At 68.3% G+C, this 21,498-nt stretch carries 16 protein-coding genes and 3 pseudogenes; 2 read left to right on the forward strand and 17 right to left on the reverse strand.

What is annotated here, in order from left to right; genetic code table 11:
• Positions 1–12: 12 nt before the first annotated feature.
• Positions 13–1,302 carry a cryptochrome/photolyase family protein gene (locus MVF96_RS06360; protein ID WP_272499254.1) on the forward strand — a complete coding sequence of 430 codons (1,290 nt, stop codon included), beginning with the start codon at positions 13–15 and terminating at the stop codon, positions 1,300–1,302.
• 22 nt (positions 1,303–1,324) lie between these two features.
• Here the strand turns inward: MVF96_RS06360 and MVF96_RS06365 are convergent.
• From MVF96_RS06365 to MVF96_RS06400, 8 genes and pseudogenes are all read right to left on the reverse strand, one after another.
• Positions 1,325–2,374, reverse strand: a pseudogene (locus MVF96_RS06365) (HNH endonuclease signature motif containing protein); the annotation flags it as partial.
• Positions 2,373–3,673, reverse strand: a protein-coding gene (locus MVF96_RS06370) for an IS3 family transposase (RefSeq protein ID WP_137809017.1) whose coding sequence is annotated in 2 segments (ribosomal slippage) — positions 2,373–3,400 and positions 3,400–3,673 — 1,302 coding nt in all. Because the reading frame shifts where the segments join, the coding sequence is not laid out codon by codon here. The pseudogene MVF96_RS06365 and the gene MVF96_RS06370, both read right to left, overlap by 2 nt.
• Before the next feature lie 53 nt (positions 3,674–3,726).
• Positions 3,727–4,398, reverse strand: a pseudogene (locus MVF96_RS06375) (DUF222 domain-containing protein); the annotation flags it as partial.
• A gap of 485 nt (positions 4,399–4,883) precedes the next feature.
• Positions 4,884–6,113 (reverse strand): ABC transporter permease, encoded by a 1,230-nt coding sequence (locus tag MVF96_RS06380; RefSeq protein WP_211540088.1) that lies wholly within the window; start codon positions 6,111–6,113, stop codon positions 4,884–4,886.
• On the reverse strand, positions 6,110–7,006 hold the full coding sequence (locus tag MVF96_RS06385; RefSeq protein WP_211540090.1) for an ABC transporter ATP-binding protein: 897 nt from the start codon (positions 7,004–7,006) through the stop codon (positions 6,110–6,112). The genes MVF96_RS06380 and MVF96_RS06385 overlap by 4 nt, the downstream gene beginning before the upstream one ends.
• Positions 7,003–7,617, reverse strand: coding sequence for a hypothetical protein (locus MVF96_RS06390; protein WP_247451684.1), 615 nt, complete (start codon positions 7,615–7,617; stop codon positions 7,003–7,005). Before MVF96_RS06390 ends, MVF96_RS06385 begins: the two co-directional genes overlap by 4 nt.
• Positions 7,614–7,937 (reverse strand): helix-turn-helix transcriptional regulator, encoded by a 324-nt coding sequence (locus tag MVF96_RS06395; protein ID WP_058251583.1) that lies wholly within the window; start codon positions 7,935–7,937, stop codon positions 7,614–7,616. The genes MVF96_RS06390 and MVF96_RS06395 overlap by 4 nt, the downstream gene beginning before the upstream one ends.
• 46 nt (positions 7,938–7,983) lie before the next feature.
• Complete coding sequence (locus MVF96_RS06400) at positions 7,984–9,153, reverse strand: NAD(P)-binding domain-containing protein (protein WP_247451685.1); 1,170 nt, start codon at positions 9,151–9,153, stop codon at positions 7,984–7,986.
• A 53-nt stretch (positions 9,154–9,206) separates the two neighbouring features.
• On the opposite strand from MVF96_RS06400, the gene MVF96_RS06405 reads away from it, so the two are divergent.
• Complete coding sequence (locus MVF96_RS06405) at positions 9,207–9,938, forward strand: enoyl-CoA hydratase (RefSeq protein WP_137810982.1); 732 nt, start codon at positions 9,207–9,209, stop codon at positions 9,936–9,938.
• 14 nt (positions 9,939–9,952) lie between these two features.
• On the opposite strand, the gene MVF96_RS06410 is transcribed toward MVF96_RS06405, so the two are convergent.
• The 9 genes and pseudogenes from MVF96_RS06410 to MVF96_RS06450 all read right to left on the reverse strand — a co-directional run bounded on the left by MVF96_RS06410 (position 9,953) and on the right by MVF96_RS06450 (position 21,494).
• Positions 9,953–11,047, reverse strand: a complete 1,095-nt coding sequence (locus MVF96_RS06410; protein ID WP_247451686.1) for an XdhC family protein — start codon at positions 11,045–11,047, stop codon at positions 9,953–9,955.
• Positions 11,048–11,105: 58 nt separating this feature from the next.
• Complete coding sequence (locus MVF96_RS06415; protein ID WP_247451687.1) at positions 11,106–11,921, reverse strand: IclR family transcriptional regulator; 816 nt, start codon at positions 11,919–11,921, stop codon at positions 11,106–11,108.
• Between the two features lie 107 nt (positions 11,922–12,028).
• Positions 12,029–14,485 carry a GcvT family protein gene (locus MVF96_RS06420; RefSeq protein WP_247451688.1) on the reverse strand — a complete coding sequence of 819 codons (2,457 nt, stop codon included), beginning with the start codon at positions 14,483–14,485 and terminating at the stop codon, positions 12,029–12,031.
• A gap of 45 nt (positions 14,486–14,530) precedes the next feature.
• Positions 14,531–15,379 (reverse strand): formyltetrahydrofolate deformylase, encoded by an 849-nt coding sequence (gene purU, locus MVF96_RS06425; protein WP_068972041.1) that lies wholly within the window; start codon positions 15,377–15,379, stop codon positions 14,531–14,533.
• A 9-nt stretch (positions 15,380–15,388) separates the two neighbouring features.
• Complete coding sequence (locus MVF96_RS06430) at positions 15,389–15,988, reverse strand: sarcosine oxidase subunit gamma (protein WP_247451689.1); 600 nt, start codon at positions 15,986–15,988, stop codon at positions 15,389–15,391.
• Positions 15,981–18,818: a 2Fe-2S iron-sulfur cluster-binding protein gene (locus tag MVF96_RS06435; protein WP_247451690.1), complete on the reverse strand. Its 2,838-nt coding sequence runs from the start codon at positions 18,816–18,818 to the stop codon at positions 15,981–15,983. The genes MVF96_RS06430 and MVF96_RS06435 overlap by 8 nt, the downstream gene beginning before the upstream one ends.
• On the reverse strand, positions 18,815–19,123 hold the full coding sequence (locus MVF96_RS06440) for a sarcosine oxidase subunit delta (RefSeq protein WP_247451691.1): 309 nt from the start codon (positions 19,121–19,123) through the stop codon (positions 18,815–18,817). Before MVF96_RS06440 ends, MVF96_RS06435 begins: the two co-directional genes overlap by 4 nt.
• 25 nt (positions 19,124–19,148) lie before the next feature.
• On the reverse strand, positions 19,149–20,408 hold the full coding sequence (locus MVF96_RS06445; RefSeq protein WP_226512729.1) for a sarcosine oxidase subunit beta family protein: 1,260 nt from the start codon (positions 20,406–20,408) through the stop codon (positions 19,149–19,151).
• A gap of 13 nt (positions 20,409–20,421) precedes the next feature.
• Positions 20,422–21,494, reverse strand: a pseudogene (locus MVF96_RS06450) (FAD-binding oxidoreductase).
• Positions 21,495–21,498 lie beyond the last annotated feature (4 nt).

Consider the following 21,498-nt stretch of genomic DNA (forward strand, 5'->3'; position numbering starts at 1 on the left):
TCCGCCACCGAACTGGTCTGGCTCAGGCGCGATCTACGCCTGAGTGACCTCCCGCCGCTCGCCGCGGCCGCCTCGAGGACCGATTCGTCGGTCCTCGTGTGCTTCGTGGTGGACCCGCGGCTGGAGAAGTCCGCGGGCGAGCGGCGGCTCGCGTTCCTGTTCGACTCCCTGCGGGAACTGGACGACAAGCTCGACGGCAAGCTGCTCGTCGTGCGGGGCCGACCCGAGGTCGAGATCCCGAAGCTGGCCCGGGCGGTCGACGCCGAACGGGTGCACATCTCCGAGGACTTCGCCCCGTTCGGCCGCCGACGCGACGAGGCCGTCGCCGACGCGCTCGGCGACATCGAGCTCGTGGCCACCGGGTCGCCGTACCTCGTCTCACCCGGTCGTGTCACCAAAGACGACGGCGAGCCGTACAAGGTCTTCACCCCGTACTTCAAGCGGTGGCGTGACCACGGCTGGCGTGCGCCCGCCGACTCGTCGGTGCCTGCGAAGAAGATCGTCGATCCGTCCGAGCTGACGAAGACCGGGCGCATCAAGATACCGAAGTCGCCGACCGGGTTGTCGTTGCCCGCCGGTGAGGACGCGGCGCTCGAGCGGTGGGCCGAGTACGTCGACGACGGTCTCGCCGACTACGACTCCGGCCGCAACGATCCCGCGGGTGACAGCACCAGCCGGATGTCGGCGTATCTCAAGTACGGCAACATCCATCCCCGCACGATGGTCGCCGATCTCGGCAAGGGTAAGGGGCCGCAAGCGTATCTACGCGAACTCGCCTTCCGCGACTTCTACGCCGACGTGCTGTTCCACTGGCCACATAGCTTGTGGCACAACTGGAATCGACAGTTCGACGGCATCGACCTCGACACCGACAAGAAGGCCTACGAGCGTTTCGACGCATGGAAGGCAGGGCGTACCGGTTTTCCGCTCGTCGACGCCGGGATGCGTCAGCTCGCGGAGACCGGGTACATGCACAATCGGGTGCGCATGGTGACCGCGTCCTTCCTCGTCAAGGACCTGCACCTGCCGTGGTGGTGGGGAGCGGAATGGTTCCTCGAGCAGCTCATCGACGGTGACATGGCGTCGAACAACCACGGCTGGCAGTGGGCCGCCGGTACGGGAACCGATGCGGCGCCGTACTTCCGGGTGTTCAACCCCGAGGCGCAGGCCAAGAAGTTCGATCCCGACGGCGAGTACGTCCGACGCTGGGTCGGTGACGTCGACGCCGACGACTATCCCGAGCCGATGGTCGATCACAAGGCCGAGCGCGAGGAAGCGCTCCGGCGTTTCGGCCAGATCTAGCTGATCTCAGAGGACGAGTCCGTCAGAATGGTGGCGGGTTCTCGAGGAAGTCGCGACGGTCGGCTTCGAGTTCGGCCTCGCGTCGTTTCTTGTTTCGGGCGCGTTCTTGTCGCCGGCGGGCCAGTTTGGCGTCCAGTCGGCTGTGTGTGCGCTCTGGGTTGTCGGTGGTGATCACCCGCGGGGTGGGTGGGGCTTGGGCGGCTTGGTCGAACCGGATCCGCCGCAGGTTGGGGAAGGTGTCTTCCAGCGTTTCGGCATCCCCGGGCAGGGTGACCCCTTCGGGGGTCTCGTAGTCGGTGACCAGGCGTCCGTCGTCGTCGCGGTACTGCACATCGACCCAGTCCCCGTGGGTTTTCAACAGGTGACCGGGGCGGCATTTGGCGTTGAGGTTCTCACTCGACGTCGCCCCACCGCGGGCGGGGTCGGTGTGGTCGTATTTGGTGACGTGGTCGAGATCGCACGCGAACGCTGAACGGGTGCAGCCGGGTTCGGTGCAGTATCCGTCCCGCACGCGTACGAAGTCGGCGCACGACGTGGTCGGCCGGTACCCGTTGCCGGGGTGCGTAGCCGGATACACCACCGCGACACTCGCGGTGGTCTCGACGGGTCGATCGGGTTCGGCTGCGTCCGTCTCGTTTTCGCCGTGTGCGCCGGTCGTGTCATCGTCGGCGCGGGTGTCCTCGGTTGGTGCCGGGCGCTGGGCGCTCCGCCGCTGGTCATCGTCATTGTTGCTGCCGGTCACGTAGGTGGGTTGGGTGCGGGCGGGGGTGACCGGGGACAGCGTGGCGTCGGGGCGGGCGGCGAGGTCACGGACATGCTCATCGCTGATGATGCCGTGCTCGTCGAGGAACCCCACCCCGGGCGCCCCGGCCAGGGTGGCGGCATCGGTCACCACATGAATCACGACCTCGGCGCGGATCGCGTCGAGCACACTCTGCGGATCCGGGATGTCGGCGGTGCACGGCTGTTCGTTGTCGCATTGGCACTCGAATGGCGTGCGGGTCAGCAGGGCGAACATCGCATCGGATCGTCGTATCCCCTGGGTGCGGCCGTCTCGCTTACAGACTGAATCACCCTAGGTTTTGTGCCGCCTCCAATGTGGGCTGGTCCTCGGGGCCGAGGCCAGCGTAGTGAAGCGTTTCGAGCTCGGTCGGGGGGATCTGGCCGATACTCGAGTGCAGCCTGCTGTTGTTGTACCAGTCGACCCAACCAGCGGTCGCGAACTCGACGTCGGAGACTGTCTTGTACGGACCGGAGTGGAAGATCGTGGTCCGGATGCACTCGGTCTTGTACAAGCCGTTCACCGACTCGGCCAGCGCGTTGTCGTAGGCGTCCCCGACCGTTCCGATCGACGCGGCGATGTCTTCGAGTCGCAGACGTTCAGTCAGTGTAACCGATGTGTACTGACTTCCCGCATCCGAATGATGAATCAGCTCAGCAGCTTTCACCGGATGCCCTTCCCGCTTGCGCTGCCACAGCGCCATCCGAAGCGGGACCGTCACCAGCTCGACTGTCTTCGATGTCGATGCGTGCCACGCCACGATTCGACGGGAGAACACGTCGATGATGAACACCACGTACACCCACCCAGCCCAGGTCCGGCAGTAGGTGAAATCGGTCACCCAGACCCGGTTCGGTTCGGCGGCACTGAACTGTCGGTTCAGCAAATCCTCCGCGCGTACACCGTCAGCGGAGCGGACGGTCGTGCGGACCCCTTTGGATCTTCGAATTCCGTTGTGGCCTAGCATTTTCATTGCTCGATCAACAGCACCATACGACACCCCCGGCAGCATTGTGCGGTGCAGATGGGCGCGCATCTTCACCCGCCCGTAGAGGCCCTCGGGAGTCATCTTCCGTCGGCCGTCGTCATCGGTGCGCCAGACGACATTGCGCACCGCATCGACGACGTGAGCGTCGGAGACGGTACGAGCAGCAGGCATTCGTGTTCGCCATGCCCGGTAGGTTCGTGCGGCAACCATGCAGCCCTGCTCACGCAGGACCCGGCAGATCGACTCGACCGCAAAACCGTTGCTGCGCATCTGATCTATGAACGCCACGATCATCGGTTGCGGGGGTCGAGTTCCCCCGCGAAGAAAGTCGTCGCTGCTTTCAGAATGGCAACGTCTTCTCGCAGCTGCTTGTTCTCCGCCTTGAGGTGCTTGATCTCGGCGGACTCCTTCGAGGTGGTCCCGGAGCGGGCGCCGGCATCGACTTGGGCCTGCACGGCCCAGCGGCGTACCGTCTCCCCGCCGACACCGACTTGCTTGGCGATCGCTTCGGCAGCGGCAGTCAACGACGTGTACTCGCCGCCGTGGGCCTCCAGCAGCCGCAAGGCCCTCGAACGGACCTCTGGGTCGATTTTCTTAGGCATGTGCTCATCCTTCCTGACTCAGAAGGAAGCGGCATCAAACCTGGGGTGATTCAGACGGAGTCGGCGAGGATGGCGACGGCTTTGGCCGAGATCCGCACGTTTTCCGCCGACATCACCGCGGTGAGTTCGGCGGTGCCGTCGGGCAGTTCGTGGGTCCACACCCCACGCTGATCCATCGCGTCTTTACGGCGTTCCCGCACCGCGTCGGGGTCGTGGCGGAACACGAGGCGGTCGACCATGTCCCGCAACCGGGCCCGATCCCACACACCTGTCCGGCGGCGCACCGTGTCGGCGATCTCGGCATCCAACGCGGGGGTGATCGGGTCATCGGCGGGGATCAACTCGGTGCGGGAGATGACCAACCGGATCTGCCACTGCGACAGGATCCCGTCACGCAACGTGTCGGCAACCTCGGGGAGCCGGTCGCGTAGTGCGATGGCCTCGTCGATCAGTGTTTCGGCGTGCCGGCGGGACACCCCGGCTTGGCGGGCGATGCGGGCGGCGCAGTCGGCGTGGCCGTCCATGACGAACCCCTGCGCGCTGGTGGTGATCAGGCGGTCGGTCATCACCGCGATCGTCTGATAGCGGTGCCAGGCGAGGTAGGACTCTCCTCGTCGGGTGGCGTCGAGGCCGGCCATCAACAACACCATGTCGGTCTCGGCGGCGTGGGCAGGATCGACCCCGGCGACGTACTCGCCCGGTAGATCGGTCCACGCCTTCACCACGCCCCCCGACGCCTGTCCGACCCACCCCTTTTCCGGGGTGTGTTCTGTTACCAACCAATCTAAACCCGACCACCGACAGAAACCGGAGGGTCGACTCGCTGGTCGGTCTGGTAGTCAGAAGTATTGGTGTGCAGACCGATTCGTGGGATTTGGCCTGGAGCGGCTCGGTTCGTCTGGTCGCCAGGTGGTTTCGACTCGGCGCCTCGCTCCGCTCGGGGCCGGCTCAACCAGCGGGGGTGGGCGACTCGCCTAGCGGCTCGTTGCCGGCTCAACCAGCGGAGGGGGTGCCGGCTCAACCAGCGGAGGGGGTGCCGGCTCAACCAGCGGAGGGGGTATCGGCTCAAACAGCGGAGGGGGGTATCGGCTCAACCAGCGGAGGGCGCGGCGAAGGGTCCTGTCACGCATCGCAACAGGACCCTTCGTGACGCTCGCAAGCTCGCTCCTCAGGGATCGGAGGGTGACGCTCGCAAGCTCGCTCCTCAGGCTCAGCGAGCGAGCTTGAGCACCTCGCCCCAGCCGATCCGCGAGCCGGTGCGCAGGATGGACCGCTGGTAGATCCGCGCGGCGATCCAGGTGGCGGCCGCGCACGCGGCGCCCATCAGGCCGAAGGTGACGATGATCTGGACGGCATCGGTGTCACCGGTCGCGATGCGCATCGGCATGAGTGCCGCGCTGAACGGCGGTATCCAGCTGAGCACCTCGATCAACGTCGAATCCATTGCCTGCACACCGAAGATGCCGGAGTACAGCACCGCGACCGCGAGGAATGTCAGCGGCGCGGACGACGAGTTCAGCTCCTCCTGCCGGGAGACGATGGCCCCGGTTGCCGCGTAGAGCGAGGAGAAGAACAGGAAGCCGAGGAGGAACCAGGCGATCACCGCCGCGAACATCCCGATGGCGGCGCCCGGAAGGGTGAGGATTCCGGTCGCGGTGCCCGCGATCAGCGCGGTGGCACCGAGCAGCACCACCTGCCCGAGGGCGACCACACCGATGCCGATGATCTTGCCCCACAGCAGATGCAGCGGCTTGATGGTCGCCAGGAGCAGTTCCACGACGCGCGACGTCTTCTCCTCGACGACGCCGACGGCGACCATCGTGCCGCCCATCATGATCGCGGTGACGAGCAGCACCACCCCGACCATCGCGATGAGCAGGCGCTGTCCCTCGTCGGGGTTGTCCGGTTCGGTCTGCGAGACCGAGATGTCCACGGTCGGCAGGGTGGCGGAATCGACACCGCGTTCGGCCAGTGCCGCAGAGAGATTCGCCTGCGACACCGCGGTGCGGATCGGGCCCTCCACAGCCGGTTCGAGGCTGTCCTTGGTGATGATCACATACGATCCCGGCGTCTCTCCGGGCACCAGCGCGGCCTTCACGTCGCCGCTGTTGACCCGATCGCGTGCCTGTTCGACGGTGTCGGCCGGCTCGGTGGCGATCGTCGTGCCGGAGGCCTCACCGATGGAGACGATGGATTCGGTGACGGCGGCCGGCTGACCCACGACGGCGACCTTCTCGACGTCGTCGCCGCCGGAGAACAGGTTGATGATGATGGACCCGGCGACGATCACGATCATCAGCAGCGCGGTACTGACGACGAAGGACTTGGTCTTGGCGCGCGTGGTGATCTCGCGGCCGGCGACGAGTCGGATCGCCTGTGCGGCAGATGCTCTCGGATCGGAACCGGTGGTTGCCACCGGGGTGTCGGGTAGCGTGGTCATGCGGAAACCACCTCTCGGAACAGGTCGGTCAGGGACGGGGTCGAGGTCGCGAACCGGTGCACCGGCCCGTTCCGGAGGGCGGTCGCCAGGATCAGCTGATCGTCGGCGATATCCGGGTCGATCAGCAGGCGGGTCGTCTCGCCGTAGTCGACGCCGCGGACACCGGGCAGGGAGTCGGCCCACGCGACATCGGCACGCGGCCCGGTGATCTCGAGGGTGATGCCCTCGCGTGCACGCAGGTCGTCGACCGTGCCGAGGGCGCGCATCTCACCGCGCGCGATGATGCCGACACGGTTGCAGAGCCGCTGGACGAGGTCGAGTTGGTGCGAGGAGAAGATCACCGGGATGCCCTCGGCTGCCTTCTCTTTGAGCACGTCGCTCATCACGTCGACCGCGACGGGGTCCAGGCCGGAGAAGGGCTCGTCGAGTACCAGGACGCTGGGATCGTGGACCAGGGCGGCGGCGAGCTGGACCCGCTGCTGGTTGCCGAGGCTCAGGTCGGCGACGTTGTCGTCGTGGCGGGCGCCCACGCCGAGGCGGTCGGTCCACCGCTTGACGGAGTCCTGCGCCTCGGCCGCCGACATCCCGTGCAGCCGTGCGAGAAAGGTCAGCTGTTCGCCGACTTTCATCTTGGGGTACAGGCCTCGCTCCTCGGGCATGTACCCGATTCGACGACGCAGATCGAGGTCGATCGGCTGGGTGCCGAGGCGAACCTCTCCGGCATCGGCGGCCAGCACGCCGAGGATGATGCGCATGGTGGTGGACTTGCCGGCGCCGTTGCTGCCGACGAACCCGAAGATCTCACCCGGGTCGACGGAAAAGGTCATGTCGCGCAGCGCGATGAGGTCTCCATACCGTTTGTGGAGCCCGTCGACGATCAGTGGTGCGGTCATTGCGCACTCTCCTCACTGGGAATGGTTGTCGTATCCGATGGCAGTGCTTCGAGATCCTCGGGGTCCGGATCCGCCATCCACCAGGCGGTGAGCATGGTCGGTACGCAGATCGCGGCCAGGACGAGCGTGATGAGCAGGATGGCCGATCCGTAGACCGCCTGGCCGGACACCTGGTCGTCGAAGCTGAGGACGACCAGCACCGCGTACGGGATGAACATCAGGCTGTACAGAACGGTGAAACCGATGGAACGCGCCGAATTGCGTTGCGCCACCTGGATCTCGTCGAGAGCGGTGACCGGCGTGTCGGCGATCGACCCGGTGACGATCCGCGTCAGGTACAGGGTCGTGATGATGCCGGCGAGTCCGATCAGGAAGGGCGCGAGGAAGATACCGGTGTCGAAGAACGCGAGAATCGAGCTGAGGATCAGCAGGATGGCGAAGAACGCCTGCACGAGCACGAGTCGTCGATAGGTTCGCCGGGTGCGCCACGAGGTGAGGCGGTGTGCGTTCTTGTCGTTGAACTCCTGGTGCCGGCGGCCCCGCCACTCCTCGTAGCGGCGCCAGAGGGCGGGTGTGGCCTCCTCGGGGATGGCCGAATTGGGGTCGTTCATCGTTCACCTCCGGACTCGTCGGTGTGGGTGGCTGGGTGCAGTTCTTGACGGGGCGACGATTGGCGCCGGTACAGCGCCGACGACATCGCCTCGAACTCGTGCCGGCTGAACACCGCCTCCACCGGTAAATCGAAGACGTCGCAGATGCGGAACGCCAGGTCGAGGCTGGGGTAGTTGTCGCCGCGCTCGAGTGCGCCCACCGATTGGACGTTGATGCCGACGACTGCGGCGAGTTCGGCCCGCGACATCCGACGCTCCGCCCGCAGCACGCCGATGCGGTTGTAGATGGGGAGCTTTTCCCCACGGCGTATTGGACTCACCTGACTCAGTGTTGTGAAAACACAACACCTTGTCAAGTGGTGACAACTACGCGGTGTTCCCAGAAGAGCGTAAGGGCACCCCGAGCAGCTCGGCCGCGACCCGTGCCGCCTCCCGCCCGGCGCGATTGGCCCCGATCGTCGAGGCCGACGGGCCGTAGCCGAGCAGTTGGATCCGGGGATCGGCGTCGACGACCGTCGCGAGGCGGCCGGCCATCGTGATGCCGCCACCCGGCGCGCGCAGGCGTAACGGGGCGAGATGGTCGATGGCGCTGCGAAAACCGGTGTTCCAGAAGATGACGTCGACATCCAGGTGCTCCGGGACGTCCGGGTGATCGGGGGAGTCGCCGGATGGTCCGTCGCAGTCCCAGCACACCCCGGTCTCGGTGATGCGTGTGAACATCGGGCGCCACGCGAGGATTCCGTCGCGCTGCGCGGCCGCGATCGCGGGGGTGAGTGCCAGCCCGGTGACCGACACCACCGAGGTGGGTGGGAGCCCGGCGCGCACCCGCCGTTCGACGCGGGCGACGGCCTCGCGCCCCTGCTCGGGGGTGAACGGTTCCGGGTTGAAGACGGGCTCGCGCCGGGAACACCAGAACGTCTCGCTGCCGGGCGCCTCCCGGGCGATCTCGATCAACAATTGGATGGCGGAGATGCCCGCGCCGACGACCAGGACCCGCTTGCCCTCGAACTCCGCGGGCGAGGTGTAGTCGTGCGTGTGCAGCTGCCGGCCGCGGAAATCGGCGGCCCCGGGGATATGTGGGATGAACGGACGGTCCCAGGTGCCGGTGGCGTTGACGATGAGTTTCGAGGTGACCGACCCGCCGTCGCCCAGCTCGGCGCGGAAGCCGTCGTCCTCGCGGCGCACGGCGCGCACGTGCACGGGTCTATGCACGGTCAGACCGAACTTCTCCTCGTACCGCCCGAAGTACTCGGGGACGGCGGTGGCCGCCGGGAGCTCGTCACAGTCCAGGCCGAGAGCCTCGACGAGGCCCCACCCCGGCAGGTCGTGGACGCGGTTGGCGGTGGCGAGGGTGAGCGTCGGCCACCGGAACTGCCAGGCCCCGCCGGGCCCGGGGGCGTGGTCGAGGATCTGGTAGCGAGCGCCGAGGCCGAACCGCCCGAGAAAATAGGCCGCCGACAGTGCGGCCTGTCCGCCGCCGATGATCAACACATCCGAGTGCGGTGCGGGCGCTGCGCCGGCCGGGGAAATCTGCACGTCCCCACCTTGTCACGACGTGTCGAATGGGTGCGGTGGGTAGGTTGGGGCCCATGATTCACTCCACCACCGACGGGGCGGTCGTCACGATCGAGCTGGACCGGGCCGACAAGCGCAACGCCCTGAACGACGAGATGCTCGCGGGCCTGTCCGATGCGTTCGACGCCGCACTCGGGTCCGGCGCACGCGCCATCGTGGTGACCGGGCGGGGGCCGGTGTTCAGTGCCGGCGCCGACCTGTCCGGTCCCGTGTACGAGAAGGGCTTCCTCGACACCCTCGTCGGGACGCTGAAGAAGATCGAGTCATCCCCGGTGCCCGTGCTCGCGGCGCTGAACGGCTCTGCGATCGGCGCAGGATTGCAGCTGGCGATGGCCGCCGACCTCCGGGTGATGGCGCCGGATGCGATCGCGGGCATACCGGCGGCGAAACTCGGTGTCGCCGTTGACGAATGGACCATCCGACGCCTGGTGTCGCTGGTGGGGGCGGGGCAGGCCCGGGGGATGTTGATCGGGTGCGATCCGCTGACCGCCGACCGTGCGCACGCACTCGGGTTCGCCAACCGCATCGGCGACCTCGCCGACGCGCAGCACTGGGCGGAGACGATCGCCGGCCTCGCCCCGTTGACGCTGCAGCATTACAAGCTCGTCCTGAACGGCGACGGTGCGCGCGACGCCGCGCCCGAGGATCGGGCGGCGGCGATGATGCGTGCGTGGGAGAGCGACGACCTGCGGGAGGGCCGCGCGGCCCGGGCCGAGAAGCGTCCGCCGCGGTTCACCGGGTCCTGACCCGGAGGCCGACGCTACCGGCGGTGGATCGGTCCGTCGCCGGCGTGCAGCGGTGCGCCGGTGGCGCAGTGCCGCTCGGCGATGAGTTGCGCCGCGATGGCGACTGCGACCTCGCCCGGGGTGTGCCCGCCGAGATCGAGGCCCAGGGGTGAGCGCAGCCGGTCGAGTTGGATGTCGTCGACGCCCGCCTCGCGGAGGCGTTGGTCGCGATCGGCGACCGTCCGCCGCGACCCGAGTGCACCGACGAAGCCGAGTTGCCGGCAGCCGAGTGCCACCTGCAGGGTCGGTACGTCGAATTTCGGGTCGTGCGTCATCACGCAGACCGCCGTCGACGGACCCGCCCGGCCGTCCCGGATCTGTTCCGCCAGATAGCGATCCGGCCAGGAGACGACGACCTCGTCGGCGTCGGGGAAGCGTTCGGGGGTGGCGAACACCGGTCGTGCGTCGACGACCGTCACCCGCATGCCGAGACCGGCCCCGATCGAACTGAGTGCACGCACGAAGTCGTTGGCGCCGACCAGGATCAACCGGGCCGGCGGCCCGAAGGTCTGCACGAAGGTCCGGGGACGTTCGTCGGACGGGGCATCGCAGTCGTCGATGCCGATGAGGCCGCTCCGGCCGGTGGCGAGGAGGTCGGCGACGTCGCGGTCGAGGCGGCGCCACGGCTGCTGTGAGGCGGCGGTGGCGAAGTACCAGTCGGTCTCGTCGGTGAGGGTCGTGGCCCACGAGACGGGTTCGCCGGCATCGATCGCCGCCGCGAGTCGGTCGAGCTGGCCGCGCCGACCGCTGCTCGGTGCGACACGTTCGACGAGAACTTCGATCTGCCCGCCGCAGGTCAGACCCGGCGCGGGACTGTCGGGATCGTCGACGCCGTACTGTTCGACGATCGCGACCCCGCCGGTGAGGACGTCGCGGGCGGTGTGCACGAGAGCTGATTCGACGCAGCCACCGGAGACCGAACCGATCACGGTGTCGTCCTCGGTCACGATCATGGCCGCGCCGAGCTCGCGGGGTGCCGATCCCGACGCGCCGACGACCCGGCAGAGTGCCACCGGACGCGCGTCGTCGCCGTCGAGGAGTTCGGTCAGGGACCGCAGGACGTCGCGCATGTACTCCAGTGGACCAGATCTCCCCGACTGCGGCCACGTGGGCGGTGGCCGACCGACGTCACGACTTCTCGATGATCCCGGGGGCGCTGGCCGAACCCGCCGCACGGTAGCCGAACATGCGGCTGAGATCGGCGGCCGCCGAGACGACGGTCGCGGTCAGCTTTTTCGTGTCGTCCGGGTCGAGCCGATAGCGCGGGCCGGAGACGCTCAGGGCCCACACAATGGTGCCCGTGTGATCGCGTACCGGTGCGGCAATCGCCACCAGGCCGACCTCGAGTTCCTCCACCGCCATCGCCCAACCCCGGCGCTCGACCTCGCGCAGGTCGGCGACGAGGTCGTCGATGTCGACGACCGTGTGGTCGGTGAACCTGGTCAACCCGCCCGCGAAGGTCTCGCGCACCTCGTCTTCGGACAGACCGGCGAGCAGGACCTTCCCCGAGGACGTCGCGTGAGCGGGGGAGGCCTGGCCCACCCAGGTGCGGAGGGCGACCGCGGACGGTCCTTTGGCCTCGACGACGTTGATGGCCTGCGACTCGGCGAGGACGGCGAGATTGGTGGTCTCACCGGTCTGCGCGGCCAGCGCGTCACAGGTGTCCTGCCCACATCTGGTCATGTCGAGGGTTGCCATCGTCGACCCGGCGAGGCGGACCACCGTGAGGCCGATCCGGTACTTGCGACCGTCCGGTACCTGCTCGACGAAACTGCGTGCCTCGAGTGACGAGACGATTCGGGAGACGGTGGATTTGTGGACGCCGAGCTCGACGGCGAGTTCGGTGATGCCGGCCGACCCGGCGGACCCGATGAGCTCCAACACCTGCAGTGCCCGATCGACCGCGCCCCCCGGACGTTCGGTCTCCGCACTCTGCTCAGTCATCGCAGCGCCCAGGGTACCGGTCGGGGCGGGTGGGACCGGAACCGCGTCGCGAACCGCGGCAAGCCGTCCCGGGCGGGTCACGGGCGTCGGTGGGTACCCGGAACCGCTCATCTCCGGATCCGGGTCATCTGGGGATCGACCACCGGGTCGGCGATGACGACGGCCGTGTGATGGGTGGTCTGGTAGGCGACGTCGACCGAGGTGTCGTCGGGGAGATCGGCGGGCAACCAGGCGTAGGCCAGGCACGCGCCGACCGTCGCCGACCACCCGGCGCTGGTGACGTAGCCGACGACCAGGCCGCCCACCGATACCGGCTCCTTGCCCAGGACGACCGCCGCCGGATCGGTGAAACGCAGGGTGCGCAGCGTGTTCGGCGCATCACGCTCGGCCAGGGCGGCGCGGCCGAGGAAGTCGTCCGCGGTCTTGCGGATGGCGAAACCGAGCCCGGCAGCAGCGGGCGTGTGCTCGGTGGTCATGTCGGAACCGGCCGCCCGGTAACCCTTCTCGATCCGCAGGCTGTTGAAGGCGATCCGGCCGGCCGCGATGATGCCGTGGGGATCGCCCGCCGCTGCCACCGCGTCCCACAGCGCCGGTCCGTCGGCCGCGGAAGTGTAGATCTCCCAACCGAGTTCGCCCACGTACGAGACACGCATCAGGGTCATCGGGATTCCGGCGACGGTGGTGGTGAGCGCACGGAAGTAGCGGAGGCCGCCGTTGGTGAGGTCGGCCGGCGTGAGCGGTGCCAGCACGTCGCGCGCCAGCGGGCCCCAGAGACCGAGACAGCAGGTGGCCGTGGTGATGTCGCGCATGACGACCGAGCCGTCCGCCGGGAGGTGCCGGCTGATCCAGTCGAAGTCCAGCGGACCGTTGGCGCCCACCTGGAACACGTCGTCGGCGAGCCGGGCGACGGTCAGATCCGAACGGATGCCGCCCTTCTCGTCGAGCATCAGCGTGTAGGTCACCGAACCGACGGACTTGTCCATCTTGTTGGTGGTGAGGTGTTGGAGAAGGGCGAGCGCACCCGGACCCGACAGCTCGAACCGGGTCAGCGGGGTCATGTCGTACATCGCGACGTGGCTGCGGGTGTGCGCCGCCTCGGCGACGGAGACAGGCGACCAGTGCCGGGCCGACCAGCTGTCGCGCTCCGGTATGACGAGCCCGTCGGCGAGCTTCTGATCGAGCAGCGGACGGTTGGCCTCGTACCAGGCGGGTCGTTCCCAGAGCCCGCTCTCCCAGAACTCGGCGCCGAGTGCGGCCTCGCGGTCGTGGAACGGGCTGAGACGCACGTTGCGCGGGGCCTTGCGCTGATCGTGCGGGTGGATGATGTCGTAGACCTCCACGAAGGCCTGCGAACTCGTGGTCAGGATGAAGTCATCGGTGAGGGCCTCGTCTTCGAAGCGGTACAGGTCGGTCTCGTGGACGTCGATACCGGGAGTGCCGTCGATCATCCACTCCGCCATCGTCTTCGCGACGCCCGCCGAGTGGGTCACCCACACGGCCTCGGCGACCCAGAAACCGGCCAGGTCGCGATGTTCGCCCATGACCGAATGGCCGTCGGGGGTGAACGAGAAGATCCCGTTGAAGCCCTCCTCGACCTTGCCGTTGCCGAGTTCGGGTAGAAGGGCCACCGAGTGCTGCCACGCGTCGTCGAAGTCCTCCGGGGTGAACATGAGCTTGGAGGGCATGTCCGCCAACGTGATCGCGGTGTCGTGGTCCAGATCGCCCACGTCCGAGGGCATCGGCCGGTGACCGTAATAGCCGATGCCGATCCGGTCGCCGTGTTCGCGGTAGTACAGGTCGCGGTCCTGGTGGCGCAGGATCGGCAACGTCGCCTCGGCCAAAGCGGAGTTGACGCCCCTGCGAGAGGCGACGGAGGTGGTGATCGCGTATTGATGGGCCATCGGTACCAACGGGATGGTCAGTCCCACCCGGCGGCCGAATTCGCGGCCCCAGAAACCGGTGCAGCACACCACGATGTCGGCGTCGACGACTCCGGTCGAGGTGCGCACCCCGCGCACCTCGCCGTTGGCCTCGACCACGTCGATGACCTCTTGTCCGCCACGGAACTCGGCGCCGCGCGCCATCGCGCGGCGGGCCTGGGCCTCGACCGCGCGCAGCGCTTTCGCGAGGCCGTCGTTCGGCGTGTGCAAGCCGCCGAGGACGGCATCGCGTTCGAGGAGCGGATGCATCGCAGCGCATTCCGCGGGGTCGACGAGTCGGTGTTCGATGCCACGAGCGGCCGCCCACCCGGCCTTGCGATGCAGGTCCTCCCACCGTTCCGGGGTGGTGGCCACTTCCAGTCCGCCCACCGGGTTGAAGCACCAGCCGTCGGGATGAGTGAGCGCGGAGAACTTCTCGATCGTGTAGGAGGCGAGCGCGGTCATCGTCTTGGACGGTGTCGTCGCGAAGACGAGGCCCGGCGCATGCGAGGTCGACCCGCCGGTGGCGAAGAGCGGGCCGCGGTCGAGGACGGTGACGTCGGTCCAACCGCGCTCGGTGAGCTCGTCGGCGAGTGAGGTACCGACGATGCCGGCGCCGACAATCACGACTTTCGGTGCAGCCATGGGGAACAATCCTTTTCGGGCTGGTGTGGGGTCTGTAGGGGCCGGTCAGGTGAAGACGACGGTGCTGGTCCCGTTCATCAACACTCGGTACTCGCTGTGCCACCGCACGGCGCGCGACAGGGCCAGCGCCTCGGCGTCGCTGCCGACAGTGGCGAGTCGGCGCGGATCGTGGGTGTGGTCGATGCGGATGACCTCCTGCTCGATGATCGGGCCCTCGTCGAGGTCGGGGGTCACGTAGTGCGCGGTCGCGCCGACGTACTTGACTCCGCGCTGATGTGCCTGGTGATACGGCTTGGCGCCCTTGAAGCCCGGCAGGAACGAGTGGTGGATGTTGATGGCCCGGCCGCGCAGTGCCGAACAGGTCTCGTCGGAGATGATCTGCATGTACCGGGCGAGGACGACCAGATCGACGTCGTAGGACGACACCAGGTCGAGCATCGCGTTCTCGGCCGCCGGCTTGGTCTCCGGGGAGACCGGTAGATGGTGAAACGGAAGGCCGGCCGATTCGGTCATCGGGGCCAGATCGGCGTGGTTGGAGGCGACGGCGACCAGCTCACCGCCGAGGGTGCCCGAACGCCAGCGGAAGATCAGGTCGTTGAGGCAGTGCCCCAGTCGAGAGACCATCACCAGGATCCGCTGCGGTGTCTGGTCGTTGATCGAGTATTCGGCGCCCAGACCGGTGGCGAGATGATCGAAAGCCGCCGACAGCTGCTGCGAGCCGGACTCGTGGGCGGACGCGAATTCGGTACGTACGAAGAGGGTGTGGGTCATCGGGTCGTCGTACTGCTGATGGTCGAGCACCTCGCAACCGTGGCTGTAGAGGAACGAGCTGATCGCGTGCGTGACGCCGCTGCGCGACGGGCATCGCAGGGTGAGGGTGAATCGATGAGACATGGGGTTCCTCTACGGCAGCGGGGAAGGAGCGGGCACGATGGCGTACTCGGTGGCGGCGTCGACGAGCCACGCGGCGAGGTAGTCGGCGTAGGAGCTGCGGACGAGGACGGCGAATCCGTCCGGAACGCGATGCACGATCACCGCGGCCTGGGCCAGCAGTGTCTGGGCCACGTCGTCGGGCCCGAAGCTCCTCGGCGACAGATCGATCGCGCAACCATGGGCGAGGATCGTCTCGGCGTGCGGGCCGCCGAGGACCAGGCGGGTGCGCTGGCCGGAGGCATCGGCGACATACGCGCCGCCCTGCGCACGGTCGGCCATCGCCGCGGCGAACTCGTGCGGTGCGATGCTGGCCGCGTAGGCGAGATACTCGTCAGGACCCAGCCAGACGACCGTGGTGTCCCCGTCGCGCGTCATCCGGCAGGCGCCGGGCAGGTCGAGCCGCTCCGCCGCGGCGGGTTCAGTCGGTCGGATCACCGTCTGCGCCACCGGGGTCGGGCGCAGTAGTACGGCCGGGGCCAGTTCGGCGAATCGCGCCAACCAGTTCTGCAACGGTGGGACCGGTTCGAGCGCGCCGGTGTCCGGCAGAGAGTGCACGGTGGTGTCAGCCATCGCGTCGGGCTCCTTCCGCGTCGACGAAAACGGTTGTGGTGATCTCGACTTCGCACAGCGTGTCCCCGATGGGGACATCGAGCCGGCTGCCGATGAGGTCGCGACCGCCCTTCACCAGCGCAAGGGCGAACGGGCGGTCCAGCTCGGCGCTGCGATAGCTCGACGTCACGTGCCCCAGCATCGGCACCGGCGGCGGTGGCAGGGTGCGGTCGACGCGGTGGGAGATGATCTGCGAACCCTCGGGGAGCCGGGTGCTGCCGTCGACCGGCAGCAGTCCGACGAGGTGCTTGCGGTCGGGTGCCGTCGCGGATTCACGCGCGAATGATCGCTTGCCGATGAAGTCCGGCTTCTTCTTCGAGACCGCCCAGCTCATCCCGAGGTCGTGGGGCGTGACGGTGCCGTCGGTGTCCTGGCCGATGATGGGATAGCCCTTCTCGGCGCGCAGGACGTGCATCGTCTCGGTCCCGTAGGGGGTGATGGCGTGCGGTTCACCGGCGTCGATGAGTGTCTGCCACACCGCCTGGGCATAACCGGCCCCGACGTTCACCTCGTAGGCGAGTTCCCCGGAGAAGCTGATCCGCCCGATCCGCACGGGCACGCCGCGAAAGGTGGTGTCCCGCCACGTCATGAACCCGAACGCATCGTTCGAGACGTCCAGATCGGGGAACACGGTGCCCACCACGTCGCGCGAGCGTGGGCCGACCACCGGGAACGTGGCCACCTGGTCGGTCAGCGAGGTCATCCACACCCGGAGGTCCGGCCATTCGGTCTGATGCCATTCCTCCATCCAGTCGAGGACGGCCGCGGCGTTGCCGGTCGTGGTGTACAGGGTGTAGCGGTCGTCGGCGATCCGCATCACGGTGCCGTCGTCGAACACCATGCCGTCCGCGCCGCACATGACGCCGTAGCGGACCTTGCCGACTGCGAGGGTGCTCATCATGTTGGTGTAGAGCAGGTCGAGGAAGGCCGGGGCGTCGGGCCCGGCGACATCGATCACGCCGAGGGTCGAGCCGTCGAGGATGCCCACTCCCGTTCGTACGGAGGCACATTCGCGGAGGACCGCGTCGTGCATGTCCTCGCCGCCACGAGGGTAGTACCGCGGCCGTTTCCACTGGCCGACGTCTTCGAAGACGGCGCCGCGCTCGACGTGCCAGTCGTGGATCGGGGTCCGCCGCACCGGGTCGTACCGTTGGCCGCGATCACGTCCGGCGAGCGCGGCGAAGGTCACCGGGGTGTAGGGAGGACGGAAGGTGGTGGTGCCGGCGTCGTTCACGGCGATGCCGAGCATCTCCGCGACGATGCCGGAGGTGACGATGCCCGAGGTCTTGCCCTGGTCGTGCCCGGTGCCGATGGTGGTGTAGCGCTTGACGTGTTCCACCGATCGCATCCCGGCACCCAGCGCCCGGGCGATGTCGGCGACGGTCGCGTCGCGCTGGAGGTCGACGAACGAGCGGGTGTCGTCGTCGGGACTGCCGGGCACGTACCAGCAGACGGCCGGCGCGGCCGGAATCCGCTCGGTGACGCGCGGGATGGCGCGCAACTCGGGTGGCGCCATACCGAGTCCGGCGAGGGTCGCCACCGCACCGCGTCGACCGTCGGCCAGGCAGTCACCCAGTGTGGTCGAACCCGCTGCGGCACCGACGATCTCGGTCTCTGACACGGTTCCCGTGGGCAGGAAGGTCGCGGCTCGGTCGTCGAAGGCGATGGTTCCGCGCAGTTGACTCCAGAGGTGTACCGCCGGATTCCAACCGCCACTGACCAGGACGGTGTCGCAGACCAGGGACGAGCCGTCGCTGAGGTCGATCCCGGTGACCGCATCGGTGCCGTGCGCTCGGATCACGGTCGTACCCGCGAGGATCGGGATGCCGCGCCGGCGGGCCTTCTCGCCCAGGTCCGCGCTGACGGCCGGGCGGACGTCGACGACGGCGGGAACCGAGACCCCGGCATCGACGAGCGCGAAGGCCGCGGTGTAGGCGGAATCGCATGCGGTGAAGACCACGGCCGTCCGGCCGACCCGGACGCCGTAGCGGCTGAGGTAGTCACCGCCGGCGCCGGCCAGCATGACCCCGGGCACGTCGTTGCCGGCGAAGACGATCGGTCGCTCGTGGGCGCCGGTGGCGAGAACGAGACGACGAGCCCGGATACGGTGCACCCGTTGCCGGGAGAGGTGTGCGGGGGCGTCGCTGCCGAGGTGGTCGGTGCGGTGCTGGACGGCCAGGACGAAACCGTCGTCGTAGGCACCGAACGCAGTCGTACGGGTCAGGCGCCTGACGTGCGGGTGCGAATCGAGTTCGGCGACGGCTTCGGCCACCCAGCCGACGCCGGGAGTACGGCCACCGGGTTCGCTGCGCTCGTCGACCAGGAGAACGTGGGCTCCGCCACGGGCGCAATTGAGGGCCGCCATCAGGCCCGCGGCGCCCGCACCGACGACGAGCACGTCCGGATGGTGGTGCAGCGAGTCGTATCGGGCGTCGTCGACGGTGCTGCTCAGCTTTCCCCAGCCCGGTACCCCGTGGGCGACGAGGCCGGGACACAGGGCGACGGTGGTGGCCGGCACCATCGGTTCCACGAACGGGGCGTCGATGCCGACCTGCGCGGTGGCGTCCTCGGCCCAGGCTCCGGTGACGCCGCGCGGGCGCCCGAGGTTGACGCTGGTGGTGACCACCCGCACCCCGTTGGCGAGCAGGGCCGACGCGAGGGTGTCGCCCGCGTAGCCACGGTAGGTGACCCCGTCGAAGACGAAGTCGATCGGGGTGCTCCGGTCGATGCGTCCACCGGCTCCGGTCCGGAACGGCTGAGCGGGAGTGGATTTCGGGTCGGTGGTGCTCATCGGGCTGCTCCGGATGCGGGTTCGGTGGGGGATGCGGTGGCGGGCGACCGCGAGGGCACCGTCTCGCCGGTGAAGGCGTGCGTGCGTGTGTCGCGCTCGACGGTGAACCACTGGCGGCACCCGGTGGTGTGGCACCACCGTTCGGTCATCGACCCCTTGGGATTGGGCCGGAAGAACAAGTAGTGTGCCCACGCGGTGTCGTCGAGGTCGGCGGGTCGCTCGGGATAGGCGACACCGGCCGCGGCACCGTAGTGGAACTCGGTTTCCTCGCGGGGCCCGCAGTGCGGGCAGCGGATCATCTGCATCGTGGTGTCCTCGGCGGTGGCGGGTTCAGTGGGCGACGGCGGCCGCGCCGTGCTCGTCGATGAGGCGGCCGGTGACGAACCGGTCGAGGGTGAACGGTGCGTTGACGGCGTGCGGGCTGCCGGTGGCGATCGTGTGCGCCAGCGCCCAACCGACGCCCGGGGTCGCCTTGAATCCGCCGGTGCCCCAGCCACAGTTGAGGTAGAGGTTCTCGTACGGGGTGGCACCGACGATGGGTGAGGCGTCGGGGGTGACGTCGACGATCCCGCCCCAGGTCCGCAGGAGGCGGGCCCGCCCGAACACCGGGAACAGCTCCACCGCGGCAGCCATCTGACGCTCGATGATGTGGAAGGCGCCGCGCTGCCCGTATCCGTTGTAGGAGTCGACCCCGGCGCCCATCACCAGTTCACCCTTGTGGGCCTGGGACACGTAGACGTGCACCGCGTTCGACATCACCACGGTCGGGTGGATGGGCTCGAGGAGTTCGGACACCAGGGCCTGCAGCGGATGACTCTGGATCGGAACCCGGAAACCGAGCTGGTCGGTGAGCGTCGAGGTGTGTCCGGCGGCGCACAGCGCGACGGTGCCCGCAGCGATGCGGCCGCGGGTGGTCTCGACGCCGACCACCCGGTCGCCGTCGGTGACGAACCCGGTGACCTCGCAGTTCTGGATGATGTCGACGCCCGCATCGCTGGCGCTGCGGGCGAAACCCCAGGCGACGTAGTCGTGTTTGGCAATGCCGCCACGGGGTTGAAAGGTCGCGCCCAGCACCGGATAACGGATGTCGGAGGAGGTGTTGACGATCGGGCACACCTCCGCGACCTGCTTGGGATCCAGCCATTCGGCATCGATGCCGTTCAGCCGATTGGCCTCCACCCGCCGGATGCTGTCGCGCACATCCTGTTCGGTGTGGGCGAGGTTGAGTACGCCGCGCTGGCTGAAGAGGATGGGGTATCCGAGCTCGTCCTCGAGACCCTCCCACAGCTTCAGCGAGTGCTCGTAGATCCCGGCGCTCTCGTCCCAGAGATAGTTGGATCGGATCAGGGTGGTGTTGCGCGCCATGTTGCCGCCGGCCAGCCAACCCCGTTCCAGGACGGCGACATCGGTGATGCCGTGGACGCGGGCGAGGTAGTGGGCCGTGGCGAGACCGTGGCCGCCGCCTCCCACGATGACGACATCGTAGGAGGACTTGGGTTCTGGTGCGCGCCAGAGGAACTCGGGGTGGTGGGGGAGGTGGGCGCCCGGGGGCGCCGTGCCCGCGGGACGCGGTGTCTTCTGGCTTGTCATCGTCGGGTCTCCCTCAGAAATCGATCACGACCGGGGACAGGGGTTCGGCGCAGCAGAGCAGGATCTTGCCCTGCGCGATCTCTCGTGGGCGGATACCGCCCTGGTGGTTCATGACCACGTCGCCGGAGATCTTGCGGACCTTGCAGGAACCGCACAGGCCCACACCACACGTCGATGGCAGGGTGACGCCCGCTTTGGCGGCGGCGGCGAGGATCGTGGTGCCGGGACCCACGGTGACCCGCCGGGCGCGTCGGGAGAAAGCGACGACCACGCCGGTGTCGGACTCCGACTCGTCATCGGTGGGCAGGCTGAACCCGAAGCTCTCCTCGTGGATCCGAGCGAGAGCCGAGCCGGCCGACACCAGTGCGCCGCGCACCTCGCTGCGAAAACGCCCGGGCCCGCAGAGAAACACCTCGCGGTCACCGAGGTCGGGGCAGACCCGTTCGAGCATCGCGCGGTCGATGCGCCCGCGGTGTCCGGTCCAGTCGGGGAAGTCGCCGGCGGCCATGCGCGTCGCCGCGAACGCCAGTGTCACGTTCGGATGCCGACGGGCGAGTTCCTCGAGTTCGTCCCGGAATGGGATGTCGTCGACATTGCGCGCACTGTGCACGAAGGCGATGTCGAGCGGGGACTCGCTGTCGGTGACCGATCGGAGCATGGACATCACCGGCGTGATGCCACTCCCGGCCGAGACGAACAGGTACTTCTCGGCCGGACGGGCGGTGTAGGTGAATCGACCCAGCGGTCCGGAGGCGGTGATCGCCATGCCTTCGACCATGTTGTCGTGCAACCAGTTCGAGACGTGACCCCCGGCCACGCGTTTCACCGAGATCGACAGGCCCCCGGCCGGGTCGGGGGTGAGGAGATGCTGTAGCAGCGCTGGACGGGCCGGCCGTCGATCTCCACGGTCATCGCCAGGAACTGACCGGGGGCGAAGACGAAGGTCCGGTGGTCGTCCGGGTCGCCGGCCGGATCCCCGGCAGCGGAGCGCGACGGCGACCCGCCCGCGACCCGGAAGGTGAACGTCGCCATGTCCCGGGTGGTGTCGGTGCGGGACACGCACTGGAGGAAAATGTTGTCGGCCATGGTC

Origin of the sequence: Gordonia hongkongensis, from assembly GCF_023078355.1 — a bacterium.
Lineage (GTDB): Bacteria > Actinomycetota > Actinomycetes > Mycobacteriales > Mycobacteriaceae > Gordonia > Gordonia hongkongensis.